15 protein-coding genes and 1 tRNA gene are annotated in these 17,402 nt (G+C 71.4%); 11 read left to right on the top strand and 5 right to left on the bottom strand.

Translation table 11 applies throughout. The features are described 5' to 3' along the window. Positions 1–178 precede the first annotated feature (178 nt). The 6 genes from M1E25_RS17205 to mscL all read left to right on the top strand — a co-directional run bounded on the left by M1E25_RS17205 (position 179) and on the right by mscL (position 5,847). Entirely contained in the window at positions 179–1,669 is a 1,491-nt protein-coding gene (locus M1E25_RS17205) for a potassium/proton antiporter (protein ID WP_251416788.1), read from the top strand. Between the two features lie 340 nt (positions 1,670–2,009). Next, positions 2,010–3,284, top strand: a complete 1,275-nt coding sequence (locus M1E25_RS17200) for an MFS transporter (RefSeq protein WP_251416459.1) — start codon at positions 2,010–2,012, stop codon at positions 3,282–3,284. 66 nt (positions 3,285–3,350) lie between these two features. After that, positions 3,351–3,692: an FmdB family zinc ribbon protein gene (locus M1E25_RS17195; protein ID WP_251416457.1), complete on the top strand. Its 342-nt coding sequence runs from the start codon at positions 3,351–3,353 to the stop codon at positions 3,690–3,692. Positions 3,693–3,855: 163 nt separating this feature from the next. Continuing rightward, complete coding sequence (locus M1E25_RS17190) at positions 3,856–4,719, top strand: S-methyl-5'-thioadenosine phosphorylase (protein ID WP_251416455.1); 864 nt, start codon at positions 3,856–3,858, stop codon at positions 4,717–4,719. Between the two features lie 225 nt (positions 4,720–4,944). Further along, positions 4,945–5,217 carry a hypothetical protein gene (locus M1E25_RS17185; protein WP_251416453.1) on the top strand — a complete coding sequence of 91 codons (273 nt, stop codon included), beginning with the start codon at positions 4,945–4,947 and terminating at the stop codon, positions 5,215–5,217. A 171-nt stretch (positions 5,218–5,388) separates the two neighbouring features. Next, a complete protein-coding gene (gene mscL / locus M1E25_RS17180; RefSeq protein ID WP_251416786.1) occupies positions 5,389–5,847 on the top strand; it encodes a large conductance mechanosensitive channel protein MscL in 459 nt (152 codons plus the stop codon). Positions 5,848–5,855: 8 nt separating this feature from the next. Here the strand turns inward: mscL and M1E25_RS17175 are convergent, their stop codons facing one another. Together M1E25_RS17175 and M1E25_RS17170 are read right to left on the bottom strand one after the other, a co-directional pair. Further along, a complete protein-coding gene (locus M1E25_RS17175; RefSeq protein WP_251416451.1) occupies positions 5,856–6,098 on the bottom strand; it encodes a hypothetical protein in 243 nt (80 codons plus the stop codon). A 182-nt stretch (positions 6,099–6,280) separates the two neighbouring features. Next, positions 6,281–7,276, bottom strand: a complete 996-nt coding sequence (locus M1E25_RS17170; RefSeq protein ID WP_251416449.1) for a sigma-70 family RNA polymerase sigma factor — start codon at positions 7,274–7,276, stop codon at positions 6,281–6,283. Between the two features lie 161 nt (positions 7,277–7,437). On the opposite strand from M1E25_RS17170, the gene M1E25_RS17165 reads away from it, so the two are divergent. From M1E25_RS17165 to M1E25_RS17155, 3 genes are all read left to right on the top strand, one after another. Next, entirely contained in the window at positions 7,438–7,962 is a 525-nt protein-coding gene (locus M1E25_RS17165) for a GNAT family N-acetyltransferase (RefSeq protein WP_251416447.1), read from the top strand. A 143-nt stretch (positions 7,963–8,105) separates the two neighbouring features. Continuing rightward, positions 8,106–10,877: a SpoIIE family protein phosphatase gene (locus M1E25_RS17160; RefSeq protein ID WP_251416445.1), complete on the top strand. Its 2,772-nt coding sequence runs from the start codon at positions 8,106–8,108 to the stop codon at positions 10,875–10,877. Between the two features lie 155 nt (positions 10,878–11,032). Continuing rightward, positions 11,033–12,079 (top strand): questin oxidase family protein, encoded by a 1,047-nt coding sequence (locus tag M1E25_RS17155; protein WP_251416443.1) that lies wholly within the window; start codon positions 11,033–11,035, stop codon positions 12,077–12,079. A gap of 52 nt (positions 12,080–12,131) precedes the next feature. On the opposite strand, the gene M1E25_RS17150 is transcribed toward M1E25_RS17155, so the two are convergent. The 3 genes from M1E25_RS17150 to M1E25_RS17140 form a co-directional block, all read right to left on the bottom strand. Then, positions 12,132–12,929 carry a dioxygenase family protein gene (locus tag M1E25_RS17150; RefSeq protein ID WP_251416441.1) on the bottom strand — a complete coding sequence of 266 codons (798 nt, stop codon included), beginning with the start codon at positions 12,927–12,929 and terminating at the stop codon, positions 12,132–12,134. Positions 12,930–13,053: 124 nt separating this feature from the next. After that, positions 13,054–14,604, bottom strand: a complete 1,551-nt coding sequence (locus M1E25_RS17145; RefSeq protein WP_251416439.1) for an MFS transporter — start codon at positions 14,602–14,604, stop codon at positions 13,054–13,056. A 115-nt stretch (positions 14,605–14,719) separates the two neighbouring features. Beyond that, the gene (locus tag M1E25_RS17140; protein WP_251416783.1) at positions 14,720–15,325 is read right to left on the bottom strand and encodes a TetR/AcrR family transcriptional regulator; all 606 of its coding nucleotides are present in this window, start codon (positions 15,323–15,325) and stop codon (positions 14,720–14,722) included. 412 nt (positions 15,326–15,737) lie between these two features. Between M1E25_RS17140 and M1E25_RS17135 the strand changes: the two genes are divergently transcribed. Beyond that, on the top strand, positions 15,738–17,009 hold the full coding sequence (locus M1E25_RS17135; protein WP_251416437.1) for a M6 family metalloprotease domain-containing protein: 1,272 nt from the start codon (positions 15,738–15,740) through the stop codon (positions 17,007–17,009). A 161-nt stretch (positions 17,010–17,170) separates the two neighbouring features. Then, positions 17,171–17,243 (top strand) — tRNA-Arg (locus M1E25_RS17130). Positions 17,244–17,402 lie beyond the last annotated feature (159 nt).

The following is a 17,402-nucleotide window of genomic DNA, read 5'->3' as shown; positions in this document are numbered from 1 at the left end:
GCGGCTTCATCAGCGGTGCACCGACGCGCTTTGCGGGCGCTTTGGGCCGGTCCCCGGCAGGAGGGCGTCAAGAGCCGGTAAAATGTTAGGTAAGGCAATGAACTTCTGCCCGGCGGGGGGCGACAGTTTCGGTCGATTCCGCCGATACAGCAGGAAACAGCAAGAAAGGTGACGGCCCCTGACTGTCCACCACCTCAACGAACTCCTTCTGATCTCCTCACTGGTCCTGCTCATCGCGGTAGCGGCGGTCCGGCTCTCCTCCCGCAGCGGGCTGCCGAGCCTTCTGGTCTACCTCGGCATCGGCGTGGCCATGGGCCAGGACGGCATCGGAGTCTCCTTCGACAGTGCCGAATTGACCCAGACCTTCGGCTACGCGGCGCTCGTCGTGATCCTCGCCGAGGGCGGACTCGGGACGAAGTGGCGTGAGATCAGACCCGCACTCCCGATCGCCGCGGTGCTCTCGACCGCCGGAGTCGCGGTGAGCGTCGGCGTCACGGCCCTGGCCGCCCATTACCTGGTGGGCCTGGACTGGCGGCCGGCGCTCATCATCGGCGCCGTGGTGTCCTCGACGGACGCGGCCGCCGTCTTCTCGGTGCTGCGCCGGGTGCCGTTGCCGTCACGGCTGAACGGCGTCCTCGAGGCGGAATCGGGATTCAACGACGCACCCGTTGTGATCATGGTGGTGGCCTTCTCGACGGCCGGACCGATCGAGTCCTGGTACGTCCTGCTCGGCAAGATCGTTCTCGAGCTGGCCATCGGCGCGACGATCGGCATCGCCATCGGCTGGCTCGGGTCGTACGGCCTGCGGCGCGTGGCGCTGCCCGCGTCCGGCCTGTATCCGATCGCGGTGATGGCCATCGCGGTGACGGCCTACGCGGGTGGGGCGCTGGCGCACGGCAGTGGATTCCTCGCGGTCTATGTCGCCTCGCTCATCCTGGGCAACGCGAAGTTGCCGCACTGGCCCGCGACGCGCGGCTTCGCCGAGGGACTCGGATGGCTCGCCCAGATCGGCATGTTCGTCCTGCTCGGCCTGCTGGTCACCCCGCACGAGCTGGCCGACGACATCGTGCCGGCGCTGGTCGTCGGCCTCGTGTTGACGATGGTGGCGCGGCCGTTGTCGGTGCTGGTGAGCACAACCCCCTTCGGCGTGCGCTGGCAGGAGAAGGCATTGTTGTCCTGGGCAGGTCTGCGCGGTGCGGTACCGATCATCTTCGCCACCATTCCGATGGTGACGCAGGTCGAGGGCAGCCTGCGGATCTTCAACATCGTCTTCCTGCTGGTGATCGTCTACACCCTGGTGCAGGGCCCGACCCTGCCCTGGGTCGCCGGGCGCCTGCGGCTCGGCGGCGAGGGCGCGGAGGACCTGGGCATCGAGTCCGCCCCGCTGGAGCGGTTGCAGGGGCATCTGCTGTCGGTCTCGATCCCGGAGTCCTCACGGATCCACGGCGTGGAGGTCAACGAGTTGCGGCTGCCGCCGGGCGCGGCCGTCACCCTGGTCGTGCGGGAGGACCGCAGCTTCGTACCGGCGCCGTCGACCATGCTGCGCCGGGGAGACGAACTGCTGGTCGTCGCCACGGACCCGGTGCGCGATGCGACGGAACGGCGGCTGCGAGCCGTCGCCCGCGGCGGGAAACTGGCCGGCTGGCTGGGCGCGGGCGGCTCGGAGTAGCCGCCCGCCCGGCGCTGCGACGACAGCGCGGAGCCGGGCGTCCGGGGCGGGGCACGGGCCCCCGGACGGCAGCGTTCCACTCTTTGGACGGTCGACGGTTCTACGCGCGTCCACCTGTACAATCGCCACTTCAGAACGAACCGAATCCGCCTGATGCAGAGTCGGCGCGACCGCTCGGCGGCCACGGTCCCCTCGCCACCCTTTCGGCGCGGACCGGTGGCGTCACCCCGGTCATGCGCGAGAGGACGGCTCTCGGCGCGCACCCCGGCCCCCCGAGGCCCGGCCCGTCCCCCCGACGGACGGCCGAAGCGCGCTACCAGGTGGCAGAAAGGCACGGACCGTGTCGACCACGGTCACCGAACGTCCCGGCTACGGCCACCTCCTGCGCACTCCCCGCGCATGGACCTTCCTGCTGCCCGGCTTCGCCGCCCGGCAGCCCTTCGCCATGCTGACCATCAGCATCGTCCTACTGGTGCAGCACACCACCGGCTCCTACGGGACCGCCGGCGCGGTGTCCGCTGTCGCCGGCGTCTCCATGGCCCTGTTCGCACCGCAGAACGGGCGTCTCGCCGACCGCTTCGGGCAGGCGGCGGTCCTCGTGCCCGGCGTCCTCGTGCACGCCGCGGCGGTCATCCTGCTGATCGCCCTCGCCCTCGCCCAAGTCCCGCTGTGGGCGCTGTTCGCCGCGGCCGTTCCGGCCGGCGCCTCGGTCCCGCAGATCGGCCCGATGGTGCGCGCCCGCTGGGCCGCCGGACTGGAGGGCTCGCCGCTGCTGGGCACTGCCACGGCTTTCGAGTCGGTGACGGACGAGTTCACCTTCGTCGTCGGCCCCGTGCTCGCCACGGCCGTGTGCACAACGGTGCACCCCGCGGCCGGCCTGGCCGCCGAGGGCGTGCTGACGCTCGTCGGGGGACTCCTCTTCGCGGCGCAGCGGCGGACCCAGCCGGCGGGGAACCGCGACGCGGGACGGTGCGCGCAGCAGCACGCGTCGGCGTTGTCCGTCCCGGGTGTACGAGTGCTCGCCGCCGCTTTCCTCGGTGTCGGGGCCGTGTTCGGCGGCATGCAGGTGTCCTTGACCGCATTCACCGGGGAGATCGGACAGCCGGGCCTGAACGGCCTGCTGTACGGGGCTTTCGCCGCGGGCAACATGCTCGCGGGCGTGGCCTGCGGTGCCATCGCCTGGCGGGTCTCGCCGCAGCGACGGCTGCTCGTCGCCTACACCGCTCTCACCGCGGTGACCTCACTGCTGTGGTCGGCGCACGCCGTTCCGCTGCTGGGTGGGCTGGGGCTGCTGGCCGGTCTGTGCATCGCGCCCGTCCTGATCAGCGGGTTCACCCTGGTCGACACGCTCGTTCCGGCGGCGGCACGCACCGAGGCGTTCACCTGGCTCACGGGTGCGGTGGCACTGGGGCAGGCCGCTGCCGCGACCACGGCGGGGCAACTCGCGGACCGTTACGGGGCGAGCGCCGGCTTCCTCGTCCCTCTGGCGGGAACGGCCGCCGCCCTGGTGACGGTCGGGATGCTGCGCGGCCGGCTGCGGACCCGTGCATCCGGGCGGATCGCGGCCCGCGGGACGAGTGGAGTCGGTCACCGTGTTCCCGTCGCGGTGGACTGATCCCGAAGAATGCTGCACTATGGAGCGTCGTTAGCACTCACTGAGCAAGAGTGCCAGGAGGAGCAAGTGCCGACCTATCAGTACCAGTGCACCGAATGCGGCGAGGGCCTCGAGGCGGTGCAGAAGTTCAGCGACGAGGCACTGACCGAGTGCCCCGCGTGCACGGGCCGTCTGCGCAAGGTGTTCTCGGCGGTAGGCGTCGTCTTCAAGGGCTCCGGCTTCTACCGGACGGACAGCCGCAGCTCGTCGTCCGGCAGCAGCCCGGCGAAGTCCGCGACGGCGAAGAGCGACGGCGGCTCGTCGTCCGGCGGCAGCTCGGATTCGGGCTCCTCCTCGTCCACGTCTTCCGCCCCGTCGTCGAGCTCGTCGGGTTCCAAGAGCCCGGCGGGGAGTTCCACGGCCGCCTGAGGCGGGCAGCAGCACGCACCGGCCCCGTCGTCTCGTCCGCGAGGCGGCGGGGTCTCGCCGTGCCGGGGACGGACTCCTGCCCGCCCGGGCGGGCAGGTTGCTCCAGTGCCGGGCCCGGTACCGGAGCGGCCTGCGACGCCGGTGCGCCCCGTAGGGTGACCGCATGGTGGAGACGAGCAGTGCGCGGGCGCAGACCCCTCAGGCGGACATAGGTGTCATCGGCGGATCGGGGTTCTACTCCTTCCTCGACGACGTGACCGAGATTTCCCTGGAGACCCCCTACGGACGGCCGAGCGACTCGGTCTTCCTCGGCGAGATCGCGGGACGCCGGGTCGCGTTCCTGCCACGGCACGGCCGCAAGCACCACCTTCCGCCGCACCGCATCAACTACCGCGCCAACGTCTGGGCGTTGCGCACCCTCGGCATCCGGCAGATCCTGGGCCCGTGCGCCGTGGGCGGGTTGCGGCAGGAGTTCGGCCCCGGCACGCTCGTCGTCCCGGACCAGCTGGTCGACCGGACCAAGAGCCGGGTGCAGACCTTCTACGACGGCGAGACGCTGTCGGACGGATCCATTCCGAACGTCGCGCACCTCTCCTTCGCCGACCCCTACTGCCCGACGGGCCGGGCGGCGGCCGTGGCCGCGGCACGCGGCCGGGACTGGGAGCCGGTCGACGGCGGCACGCTCGTGGTGGTCGAGGGGCCGCGGTTCTCGACCCGGGCCGAGTCCCTCTGGCATGCGGCGCAGGGCTGGTCCGTGGTGGGGATGACCGGGCATCCGGAGGCCGTCCTGGCACGCGAACTGGGGCTTTGCTACTCGACGTTGGCGCTGGTGACGGACCTCGATGCGGGCGCCGAGACGGGTGCGGGCGTCTCGCACGACGAGGTGCTGCGGGTGTTCGCCGAGAACGTGGAGCGCCTGCGCACCGTGCTTTTCGACGCGGTGGCGGCATTGCCGGAGCGCAACGCCCGGGACTGTCTGTGCTCGAAAGCCCTGGACGGGCTGGACACCGGAATCGAGCTGCCGTAGGCGGGGCGGGCGGCGGCCCGTCCGTTGCGGCCCGAGGCGTCGGGCGCGCGGCAGTGCCGGGGCCGGCGGCCGATCCGCGGCGAATCGGCCGGGCGTGAGTGCCTTGGTCACTCACAGGTGTGAGTGGGTTTTCCACAGGCGACGTGCCTGTCCACAGGGCTCAGCAGGATTCGGCCCGAGCGGGGATCGTGGGGGTCGTCCCGACGGACTTCTGACGATCAGGCGGTGATGGCCATGCCTCACGTCCCCGTTCGCTCCCCCTATCCTCCGCTGCCGGCGCGGCCCGTCCCGCCGGCCCGGGAGGTGCCCGTCTTTCCGCCCCTGCGGGTGCGCCGGGGGCGCTTCGGGCCGGGGCTGCGGCTTCCGGGCCGGCGCACCGCGGCCGCCGGTCTGCTGCTGGTGGCCGCCGCGCTGCTCGCATCCACGGACCTCGGTGCGGGGCCGTCCGCACCCGCCTGCCGGTCGGTCACGCAGACGGCGGGGCGTGACGTTCCGTGAACATGTTCCGAACGAGGCGTGATATTTCCCTGGCGACTTTGTCGTTTCGGCCCTCCTTCCTCCACGCTTCTCTGGGCAGCGGAACGCCATGTTCCGACCTGCGTGAGGAGAGGCACTGCGTTGAGCGAAGAGAAGAAGGAGAGCATCCTGGAGGGCTTCAAGGCCTTCCTGATGCGGGGCAACGTCATCGACCTGGCGGTCGCGGTCGTCGTCGGAGCTGCGTTCACCAACATCGTGAACGCAGTGGTGCAGGGCTTGATCAACCCCGTCATCGGGGCATTCGGCACCCAGGATCTGGACCACTACAGCGTCTGCCTCAAAGACCCCTGCACGCCGGGCAAGAACGGCGAGGCGGCCGACGGCGTGCAGATCATGTGGGGATCGGTCGTCAGCGCGACCGTCAGCTTCCTGATCACCGCAGCTGTCGTGTACTTCCTCATGGTCCTGCCGATGGCGAAGTACCTGGCCCGCAAGGCAGCCAGGGAGAAGGCCGCGGAAGAGGTGCAGGCCGAGGCGGAGGCCGCCGAGATCGTGCTGCTCCGCGAGATCCGCGACCACCTGGCGGCGCAGCGCGCGGGCGCCTCGGGGGCGGTACCGGCTCAGAAGCAGCCGGGTGGCCAGGGCACGTAGCTCCCGCCCTACAGGTGGTGCGGGGGCTTCTCGGCCAGGAAACGGGCCAGATCGGCCGCTCCGTCACCTCGCGAGGAGCGTTCCCCCCAGCCGGCGTCGGTGTCGTCCGCCGACGGCCGGGACAGCGGATCGTCGAAGATCAGCGCAGCCGCTCGGGGCCGCGACGGCTTCGGCTGCGGGTCCCGAGTGTTCTCCGCCTGGTCCTCGGCGTGGTTCTCCGCGTGATCGGAGCCGGGGTCGGTACTGCTCATGCACTCAGCCTACGGGGCTCCGGGCCGCCGGTGGCCCGGGCTCCCCGCTTCCGGGCGACTCGGGCCGGCGCCGTGCATGAAGGAGCCCCGACGCCGGGGGGAAGACGCCGAGGCTCCGCTTCATGTGCGCCACGGTGCGGCGGTTCGATCCCGCCGCACGACCGGTCGCGCGGCGGCGGAGGTCAGGCCGCCGCGTCGAACCCGGTGTCGTGCGCCATCTTCTTCAGTTCGAGCAGCGCGTGCTTCTCGATCTGCCGGATACGCTCCCGCGTCAGACCGTGCTGCTTGCCCACCTCGGTCAGGGTGCGCTCACGGCCGTCATCGATGCCGTAACGCATCTTGATGATCGACGCTGTCCGGTTGTCCAGCCGACTGAGCAGTCCGTCGAGCTCCTCACGCCGCAGCATGACCATCACCGACTGCTCGGGCGAGTCCGCGGAGGTGTCCTCGAGCAGATCGCCGAACTGGGTCTCGCCCTCGTCGTCGACCGACATGTTGAGGCTCACCGGGTCCCGCGCCCAGTCCAGGACGTCGCCGATCCGCTCGGTGCTGCTGTCGAGTTCCGCGGCGATCTCGGAGTGCTCCGGGTCGCGGCCGTTCTCGCGGTTGAACTCGCGCTGGACCCGGCGAATCCGGCCCAGCTCCTCGACCAGGTGAACGGGCAGCCGGATCGTGCGCGACTGGTCGGCGATGGAACGGGTGATCGCCTGCCGGATCCACCACGTCGCGTACGTGGAGAACTTGAAGCCCTTGGTGTAGTCGAACTTCTCGACCGCGCGGACCAGTCCGGCGTTCCCCTCCTGGATCAGGTCGAGCAGAGGGAGTCCGCTGCGCGGGTAGCGACGCGCCACGGCAACGACGAGTCGGAGATTGGAGCGGATGAACACATCCTTCGCGTGCTCCCCCTCCGCCACGAGGGCTTCGAGCTCCTCCTCGCTGGCGCCGGCCGCCTCGGACTCCACCTCCTTGTCGAGGATCCGCTGCGCGAAGACCCCGGCCTCGATGGCCTGCGACAGGTCGACTTCCTTGGCCGCGTCGAGCAGGGGTGTGCGTGCTATCTCGTCGAGGTACATGCCGACCAGGTCGCGGTCGGCGATCTCGCCTCCGGCGCGAACACTGCCTGCCCTGCCGGTCTCGCTTCCAGCGGACTGCCGACGGGCGACGGCACGGGTTGCCATGCGTGCTCCCTTGCGATTGGTAGGTCGCGAGTCTGTGAACGTGCACTGGTCGGGTGCCCGCTCAGAAGGAAACAACGACTGGAACCCGGACAGAATTCCCATGGCGTCCCAAGAACTTTTCGATCATGCAGTACCCTGTCCGGCCACAACGGGGAGGAACCATGTCTTCGACGTCCGCGGACATGCAGGTGAGGCCGGGTACCGAGGCCGACCTGCCGTCGCTCACGGAGCTCTACAACCACTACGTCCGCGAGACCGCGATCACCTTCGACACCGAGCCGTTCACGCCCGGCACACGCCGGCCGTGGCTCCTCGCCCACCCCGAGCACGGTCCGCACCGGCTCCTCGTCGCCCACGACACATCGGACGGCACGCTCCTCGGCTACGCGACGAGCAGTAGCTTCCGGCCGAAGCCGGCCTACGGCACGTCGGTGGAACTGACCGTCTACTGCGCCCCGGGTGCGGGCGGACGCGGCGTCGGAACCCTGCTGTACGAGTCGCTGTTCAAGGCTCTGGAGAACGAGGACCTGCACCGCGCCTACGCCGGCGTGGCACTGCCGAACGAGGCGTCCGTCCGCCTGCACGCCCGCTTCGGTTTCGAACATGTCGGCACCTACCGCGAAGTGGGGCAGAAGTTCGGCCGCTACTGGGACGTCGCCTGGTACGAGAAGCCACTCGGCCCCTGACCCGGATTCGCGACCGGAGTCCCCGGCCACCAGGGCCATGATCCACTGCAAATTCCACTTTCACCTACAATCCGTTCATATGCGCCCGTGACGGGTGCAGGAGCCGCCCAGCGGAACGGGGCTTCACCAGCGGAAGTGAATCCATGGCAGGCATCTGGGACGACGTGCGGGCTCTCAACCGCTCCTACGACCGCTTCCTCGCCGGACGCCCGGAGCCCGACGGCGTCAGGACCTCCATCGCCACCTCGTGGCGTCGGTGCGAGGAGTACGGCCTGATCGGCCGGCAACTGGCCGTCCCGTACGAGAAGGGCCTGGACGAGGAGAACCGCCTCGTACGTGCCGCGACCCCCGTGCTCGACAGGCTCATGGCATCCTTCACCCGGTTCGGGGTGAGCGCCGTCCTCGCCGACGACCAGGCCCGGATCCTGCACTGCCGCACGACCGACCAGCTCCTGGCGCGTGAACTCGAAAGCTTCAACATCGCGCCGGGCTACGCCTTCACCGAACAGCTCGCCGGGACGAACGGCATCGGAACCACACTCGCGGAGCGCCGCCCCTGCTACGTGTACGGGCGGGAGCACTTCGCCGACTGCATGGAGCCGTTCGCCTGCGCCGGGGCCCCCGTCCACGACCCGATCAGCGGTCGAACCGAGGGTGTCCTCGATCTGACCTGCCGTCGAGCGGACGCCGATCCGCTGCTGCTGGCGCTGGCCCGCGAGTGCGCCGCCGACATCGAGCAGCGCTTGCTGGAGGAGGCGTCACGACGGGAGCGCGGACTGGTGGAGGCGTTCGCCGCGCTGCGCACCGGACCGCGCCCGGCAGCCGGAGCGCTCGGGCCCGCCTCCCCGGGCACCGTCTCCGACAACCTCGACCGCCAGGACCGGGCCATGCTGCGGGAGAAGGCCGCGGAACTGCTCGCCGGGCCGCCCGGCGCGACCGAGCGGGTCGATCTGCCGGGAGGCCGCGTGGCCGTCCTGCGATCGCGTCGGCTCAGGAGCGGTTCCGGAGAGGACGGCATCGCCGTGGAGGCCCGTATCGGCACGGGCTCCCGGCAGCGCCACCTCACGCTCACCCACGAGGACGCCCAGCAAGGCTCATCGGGTGCCACCGCGGTGCCGGTGCCCCCCGCCCGACAGCCCGGAGGCGCCATCGCCCCGGTGGCAGGGGACAACCCCTGGCTGCTGCTCGTGGGCGAGCAGGGTGTGGGCCGAGTGGCGCTCGAGGCCAGGCGCCGCCTGCGGCTGCTGCACGACGCCAGCGTCCGGATCGGCACCACGCTGGACGTGACCAGGACGGCGGAGGAGCTGACCGAGGTCGCCGTCCCCCGGTTCGCCGACTTCGCCTCCGTCGACCTGGCGGACTCCGTTCTCCGCGGTGAGGAGCCGGTGCGGGTCGACGAGGGGCTGCGCCGGGTCGCCCTCAGGGCCGTGGGCGACAGCTCGGCGCCCTACCCCCTGGGATCCCTTACGCGCTTCGTGCCGGCCACACCTCAGGCCCGCAGTCTGACCGCCGGCCGCGCGGTGCTCGAACCGGCCCTGCGGAACGCCGTGGGCTGGGCGTCCCAGGACCCGAAACGAGTCGATGAGATCCTCCAGGCGGGCTACCACTCGCTGATCGCGGTTCCCGTGCTCGCCCGGGGCGAGGCGATGGGCGTGGTCACGTTCCTGCGCTCGGACCTGCCGAGCCCTTTCGAGGACGACGACCTGGCGCTCGCCGAGGAAGTGGTGGGCCGGGCCGCGATCTGCATCGACAACGCCCGCCGCTACACCCGTGAGCACACCACAGCCCTGGCCCTGCAACGCAGTCTCCTCCCCCGCGGCGCCCCGGAGCAGCGGGCCCTGGACGTCGCCCACCGCTATCTGCCCGCCAAGGCGGGTGTCGGCGGTGACTGGTTCGACGTCATCCCGCTCTCGGGAGCCCGGGTGGCGCTGGTCGTCGGCGACGTCGTCGGCCACGGCGTGCACGCGGCCGCGACCATGGGGCGGCTGCGGACCGCCATCCACAACTTCTCGGCACTCGATCTGCCGGCGGACGAGGTGCTCATGCATCTCGACGATCTCGTGGACCGTCTCGACCGCGACGAGTGCGCCGCGGGCGACCATCGTGGCGAGGGGATCATCGGCGCCACCTGTCTCTACGCCATCTACGACCCGGCGTCGGGACGCTGCAGCGTGGCACGGGCCGGGCATCCGGCACCCATGATCGTCCGGCCGGACGGCTCCGTCACGGCGGCGGACGTGCCGACGGGCGCCCCGCTCGGCCTCGGGGAGATGCTGTTCGAGGTCACAGATCTGGACGTGCCCGAGGGCAGCCGGCTGGTGCTCTACACCGACGGTCTGGTCGAGGACCGGGGCCGGGACTTCGACGTGGGGCTGGCACAACTGGGCCGTGCGCTCGCACACTGCCGCGACGACCCCGACGCAACGTGCGACGCGGTGCTTCAGGCCATGCTGCCCACACACCCGAACGACGACGTGGCGCTACTCGTCGCGCGGACACGGAGGCTGACCGCCGAGCAGACGGCTTGCTGGGAGGTGGACCCGGACCCGTCGGTCGTCGCGGACGTCCGCGCAGCCGTGGGCAGGCAACTCGAGAAATGGGGGCTCGAACACCTCACGTTCAGCACCGAGTTGGCCGTCAGCGAATTGGTCACCAACGCCATCCGGCATGCGGCGGGCCCGATCGGGGTGCGGTTGCTCCGTGATCACGTTCTGATCTGCGAAGTGTCGGACGGCTCCAGCACCTCACCGCGTCCTCGCCGGGCCGGGAGCAACGACGAGGGAGGACGCGGCCTGTTCCTGGTCTCGCAGGTCACCACCCGCTGGGGCACCCGCTACACCGCGACCGGCAAGGTCATCTGGGCCGAGCAGGCACTGTCCCGTCCGGACGACGGATGCGTCGCCTTCGGGATGTAGCTTTTCCGACCGCCTCGAACCAGGCCGGAAGTCCTGGTCACTTCGGGCCGCAGCCGGTTTTCCGGACCGCCCCGCTCGCTCCTGGATGATCGATTGCAAGGGGGTGAGGATCACCTCTTGACCTCAATCGAACTTCAAGTCACACCATGGCCCGCATGAACACATCTGACGGAACGCTCGACGAAGCCCTGGAACGCCTGCACGCCTCGGGCCCCGAACGCGACGGCTGGCTCTCCAACCACGCACCGATGGCCATCGAGGCCCTGACCCGGCACGGCCACGCCGGCGACGTACACCGCTGGCTCGACCGGTACCGCCACAAGCTCGAGGACATGCCCCGGCCCACGGAGGCCGTCCGGAAGGACAACTGGCGCCAGGCTCTGGGCGATCCGAGCCGCATCACGGACTGGACCCGCTGGTTCGACCGCGAGATCGCCGAGCGGCCGTGGCGCGACGTCCTGGCCGAATGGTGGCCGCGGCTGCTCCCCGGCATCACCGCGGCCGCCACCCACGGGGCGATCCGCGTCGGGCACGCCGTGCACACCCTGCTCGCCGACGGGCCCGCCACCACCGCACCCCGCACCGCCGAACTCGCCCACGCCCTCGGCTACTGGGCAGCTCGCCACCAGCCGCTTCCCGAGCTGAGCCGCCCGCCGCTGCCGGCCGGGGGCGGATCGGCGGCCGGGGCGCTGGCCGCCGTGGAGCCCGTACCCGACCAGCAGGGCGGCATCCGTGGACGGTTCGCACAGCTCACCACCGTCCCTGCGTGGCCGGCCCGGGCGGCCGGTCCGGAGGAGGCCCGGGCGCTGCTGACCGAGCTCGTGCACGCATCGACCCACCGTTACGCCACTCACGGCCACGGGGACCCGGTCATGCTCGTCCATGCCGCGACCGCTCCGAATGCGGTGCTGCGCACCCTGCCTGCGCTTCCGCACGAGCTGTGGCCGGCGAGTCTGCAAGCCGCCTGGTCGGCGAGCGCCGCGGTCACCGCCGCGTACGCACCACGGGAACCGGCCGGGGCGGCGCCGACCGTGACGCTGCACCCCGGGGAGGTCTTCGAGCGGGTCGCAGCGCATGGCGACGAGCATGCGATCAAGCTCGCCGACACCGCCCTGGACGTTGCGGAGGGCGACCGTCCCGGGGACGGGCGGGCGCTCGCGGCAGCTGTCCGCGCCTGTGAGTTGATCGAGCCGGCACGCTGAGCCGGGCGCCGTCGGCACGTGGGGCACGGACGGCTCACACGCCTCGCTTGCCTCAGCCGAACTGCAGCGACCGCTTCGCCAGCCCCATCCAGAACCCGTCGATCACGTTGCGCCCCTCGGCCGCCTCACCCACGGCGTCCGCGGCCCCGAGGGTGACGAAGAGCGGGGCGAAGTGCTCCGTGCGCGGATGTGCGAGCCGGCCCGCCGGGGACTTGCGCTCGAAGTCGAGCAGCGCGTCGATGTCACCGGCCTGCAGGGCCTCCCGGCCCCACGCGTCGAACTCCGATGACCAGCCGGGCACGTGACCGCCGGGGTGCCGCAGCGCGCTCAGATTGTGGGTGAAGAACCCGCTGCCGACAACGAGCACGCCCTCGTCGCGCAGCGGTGCGAGCTTCCGGCCGATCTCCATGAGCCGCTGCGGGTCGAGGGTCGGCATCGACATCTGCAGGACGGGGATGTCCGCGGCGGGGAACATCTCGACGAGCGGCACGTAGGCACCGTGGTCGAGTCCCCGGTCCGGTACGTCCTGCACGGGAGTGCCCGCGGACCTCAGCATTGCTCGGAGACGTTCGGCCAGTTGCGGGGCTCCGGGCGCCGGATAGCGGACGTCGTAGTACCGCTCCGGGAAACCCCAGAAGTCGTGGACCAGCGGTCGGGTCCCGGTGGCGCCGAGGGCGAGCGGGGCGTCCTCCCAGTGGGCCGAGACCACCAGGATCTCGGTCGGCCGTGGCACATCGGCGGACCAGGATGCGAGCTGGCGCGGCCAGACCGGGTCATCGGCCAGCGGCGGCGCTCCATGGCTGAGGTAGAGGGCCGGCATGCGCTCGCGGGAAGTGCCGGCAGCGGACATGTGAACCCCCGAACCGTCGTGGTGGCCTTGTGTTACTGCCTCCACCGTACGACCAAATTGATTCAATATTCAACAAGAAAGGGGCCGCCCGTCCGCCGGGCGGCCCCTCTCACGGTCGCGTGCGTCAGTGGGCGAGCACGGGCGCAGCGGTCGCCGCGTCACCGTCGGGACGCCGGGCGCCGCCCGCGGGGCCCGGCGCCCCGTCCTGCCGGCCTGCGTTGACGAGGACGAGCGCGATGACCGAGGCCAGCGTCAGAATGCCCGCGGCCCACCCGATCGCCGTCGAGTAGCCGTGCACCACGGCCTCCACCTGCAGTGCGCGCCCGGCCGCGGCCGGGGTGGCGTGCGAAGCGACCCAGTCGGTGGTGGCATTCGCGGCGACCGTGTTGAGCAGGGCCGTGCCGATGGCGCCGCCGACCTGCTGCGAGGTGTTCACCATGGCGGAGGCGACCCCGGCGTCCCGCGGCTGGACCCGGTGCGTCGCCAGACTCATCGCCGGCATGAAGGCGGTACCCATGCCCAGCCCCATGAGCAGCAGCCCGGGCAGGATCAGACCGGCGTACGGAGTGTCGACGTCGATCCGGGTCAGCACGAGCATGCCGACCGCGGCGAGCAGGAAGCCCGGCGCCATCAGCATCCGAGGGGCGATGCGCGTCATGAGCCGGGCGCCGATCTGCGTCGACCCGGTGACCATGCCGGCCACCATCGGCAGGAAGGCGAGCCCGGAAGCGACGGGGCTGTATCCCCTGACCACCTGCAGGTAGTAGGTGAGGAAGAGGAACAGGCCGAACATGCCGATGACCGCGAGGCCCAGCGACAGGTAGACACCGCCCCGGTTCCGGTCGGCGACCACGCGCAGCGGCAGCAGCGGCGCCTTCGTGCGGTGTTCGACGGCGACGAAGGTGCCGAGCAGCACCGCGGACGCGGCGAACAGCGCCAGGGTGACGTCCTCGGTCCAGCCGTGGCTCTCGGCGCGGGTGAAGCCGTAGACCAGCGAAACCAGGCCGAGGGTGGCCAGGGCGACGCCGGGGACGTCCAGGCGCGAGCGGTTGCGGGCACCTGCAGGCTCCGTGATCACCAGCGCCGCGCCCGCCACTGCGACGGCCGCGATCGGGATGTTGATGAAGAAGGTCCAGCGCCAGTCCATGTACTCGGTGAGGACGCCGCCGAGTATCAGGCCGATCGCTCCTCCGCCGCCGGCGATGGCTCCGTAGATGCCGAATGCCTTGGCCCGCTCCTTCGCCTCGGTGAACGTCACGGCGAGCAGTGACAGGGCGGCCGGGGCGAGCAGCGCGCCGAACACGCCCTGGAGAGCACGGGAGGCGAGCAGGACGCCGGTGGTCGCGGCGGCGCCGCCGAGTGCGGAGGCGAGGGCGAAGCCGACGAGTCCGGTGATGAAGGTGCGCCTGCGTCCCCAGAGGTCGGCGACCCGGCCGCCGAAGAGCAGGAGCCCCCCGAACGCGAGGGCGTAGGCGGTGATGACCCACTGCCGGTTGCCGTCGGAGAACCCGAGGTCGGCCTGGGCCGAGGGCAGGGCGATGTTCACGACGGTCGCGTCGAGGACGACCATCAACTGGGCGAGGGCTATGAAGACCAGCGTCTTCCAGCGGTTGGGGGCGGGCTCGGGGAGTTCCGGCCTGACGGCGGACACTCCGTCGGTGACGGCAGCGGGCATGGATCGACTTCCTCGTGGTGCTGATCAGTACGGGACAGGGCGGCAAAGCGGGACGGTGCAGGTCGGAGGAGGGGCGATGCGCCGGTTGCGTCGACGCGCCGGGACGGCCGGGGCATCAGGACGGCCGTCGCAGGGCCTCCAACGTGGCTGGTTCGCCGGGCAGTTCGGACTGCGCGGACGGCCGCAGCCCGTCGAGGAACAGGTGCAGGTGCCGGTGGACGAAGCCGTCGAAGTCAGTACAGTCGCTTCCCGGCAGCGGGCGGGTCAACTGGGCCACGGCGACCATGAGATCGCCGACCGCGACGTCGTCCCGGAGCAGTCCCCGGCGGCGACCGGCGGCCATCAGGGCCTCGACGGCACGTTCCAGCCGGGTCCGCTCCTCGAAGAGTTCGGGGCCGTCGCGGTCGATGCCGTCGGAGATCAGGGGGGAGAGGGCGCCGACCCGCTCCTCGGCTGCGGCATGGACGAAGCGGCGCAACGCCTCGAACGGGTCGCTCTCGTCCCGTGCGGCCTCCGCCCGGTCGGCCACCCGGGCCATGACAAGCAGGGTCACCTGCCGGAGCAGTTCCTGCCGGTCGGCGAAGTGGCGATAGAGGGTGGCATTGCCGACGCCGGCCCGGCGCGCGACCTCGTCCAGGGCGACGTCCGGCCCCTGTTCGACGAACATCTCGCGGGCGGCGGCGACGATCCGTTCCCGGTTGCGCTGGGCGTCGGCCCGCATCCGGGGCCGAAGGCGGCCGGTTGTCACAGCAGTCACAGGCGCGCCCCCTCCGGCGCTCGGCCGGGGGCGGACGCCCCGGATCGCGTGGACGCCAGGAAAACGGGGAAACTCTCACCGGTTATTTCGCGGAGATGGCGTGATGCGCATCACATGAGGCGGTGCAGGGGCCCGGCGGCAGGCCGCGGCGCGCGTCGCGGGCGTGCCTGACCGGGCGCGATCGTGCCGAACTCGCGCAGGAGCGTTCCCCGCGCCCCGTCCGTCAACGACATCCGGTGCGGGAGCGCCCGAACGGCCCGCGGATTCACCCGTACGGCTCCAGTCGTCGTGCAGCCGAACGGGGCGCCGCCGCACGGTGAAGGGACGACGCAGCCGCCGAGCCGGACCGGGCTGCCCCGAGCCGAAAGCGACGACCATGGAGCAGGCCCGCCTTCGGAGGCGAATACGCAGGCCCCGCCGTGTGACCGTGTTGCTGACGACCGCCGCGGTCGCTCTCGGGGCCTCGACCACTGCCACCGCGGCCCAGCTCGCCCAGTCGTCGTTCCTGTCGGGCGGCCTGGCTCGTGCGAGCGCCCCGTGCTCCCCCGCGCCGGTGCCCGGCGTGGAGATGTCGGAGGGCCTGCCCACGCCTCCGGGGCGTGTCCGCAGCACGGGGACGCTGAAGGCCCTCAACCTCATGATCGATTTCCCGGACGTTCGGGGCGAGGGCACCGCCCGCGAGCGCTTCCGCGAGTTCTTTCCGCGGACCTCCGACTGGTACCGCACCAGTTCGTACGGGGCGCTCGACTACCGTGCGTACGCGCCGGTCCCCCGTTGGCTGCGGATGCCGCGCAGCTTCGCCTCCTACGGGATCAAGCGCGGCAGCCCCTACTCCCCCGGCTATCGCAGGCTCGTTCAGGACATCGTGAACGCGGCCGATCCGCGGGTCGACTTCCGGCTCTACGACCTGGTCAACGTGCTGGTGACGCCCAATGCCGGACCGTCCGCCGTCGACACCGTCCTGTCCGTCACCTACTCGGGGCTGCGGGACGTGCCGAAGGCCGACGGGGTGCCGCTGACCGACGTGTCGTTCGTCTACAGCCGCCAGGACGACGGGTCGCCGACCGCCCGCCACAACGCGTTCCGCGTCCTGCCGCACGAGAATGCGCACGCCTTCGGGGTGCCCGACCTGTACACGGCCGACGGCGGCGGCAAGGCCGGGCACTGGGACGTCATGTCGGAGGACTGGGGCGCCGGCAACGACTTCCTGGCCTGGCACAAGCGCAAGCTCGGGTGGCTGGGGGGCGGTCGGTTCGCGTGCGCCACGGGGCACGGGAGCAGCGTCCACGTGCTGTCCCCGCTGGCCGGGCCCGACGGGAAAAAGTTGCTGTACGTGCCCGTCTCGGACACGGCCGGCTGGGCGGTGGAGGTACGCACCCAGGCGGGCAACGATCACGCGGTCTGCAAGCCGGGGGCCCTCGTCTACTGGGTGGACGCGGCCGTCGACAGCGGCAGCGGGCCGGTGGTCGTGGCGGACAGCGCGCCCGACAGCGGTGGCTGCGCGAAGGAGGCCAACGCGAACGCCGAGCTGACGGACGCGCCCTTCGGGCTGCACGAGCAGTTCAGCGACCGGCGGACCGGGGTGTCGATCGAGGTGACCGGTCGCGACGGGGACGGTCGGCACCGCGTCCGCGTCACCCGGCCGTGACTGCGGTCATCACCCGGCCGGGGCCCGTCCGGCAGGGCGTCCGCCGTCGGCCGGTCGTGAACCGGTCATCTCCTGGCCCCGGCCGATGGCCGGTGAACCCCGCACCGCGCCCCGGCGGGAACCCGGTAGGCTACGTCCCGGCAGTCCTCGCGGGCGGCCACGCCTCCGTAGCTCAGGGGATAGAGCACCGCTCTCCTAAAGCGGGTGTCGCAGGTTCGAATCCTGCCGGGGGCACACGACAAAGGGCCGGCTCAGCGGAGTCATCCGCCGGGGCCGGCCCTTTTCGTTGATCAGACGCGTGCCACAGACGTGCCACTACGTCGCTCCGGGGTCCCCGTCCCCGCGGCTCGTCCGGATCACCGCGCCGAGCTCGTCGGCGATCGCACGGTCCCG

Source organism: Streptomyces meridianus (genome assembly GCF_023703325.1).
GTDB classification, from domain to species: domain Bacteria; phylum Actinomycetota; class Actinomycetes; order Streptomycetales; family Streptomycetaceae; genus Streptomyces; species Streptomyces meridianus.
Note: the sequence above shows the minus strand (reverse complement) of the source record. Positions and strands in the feature narration are given on the sequence as shown.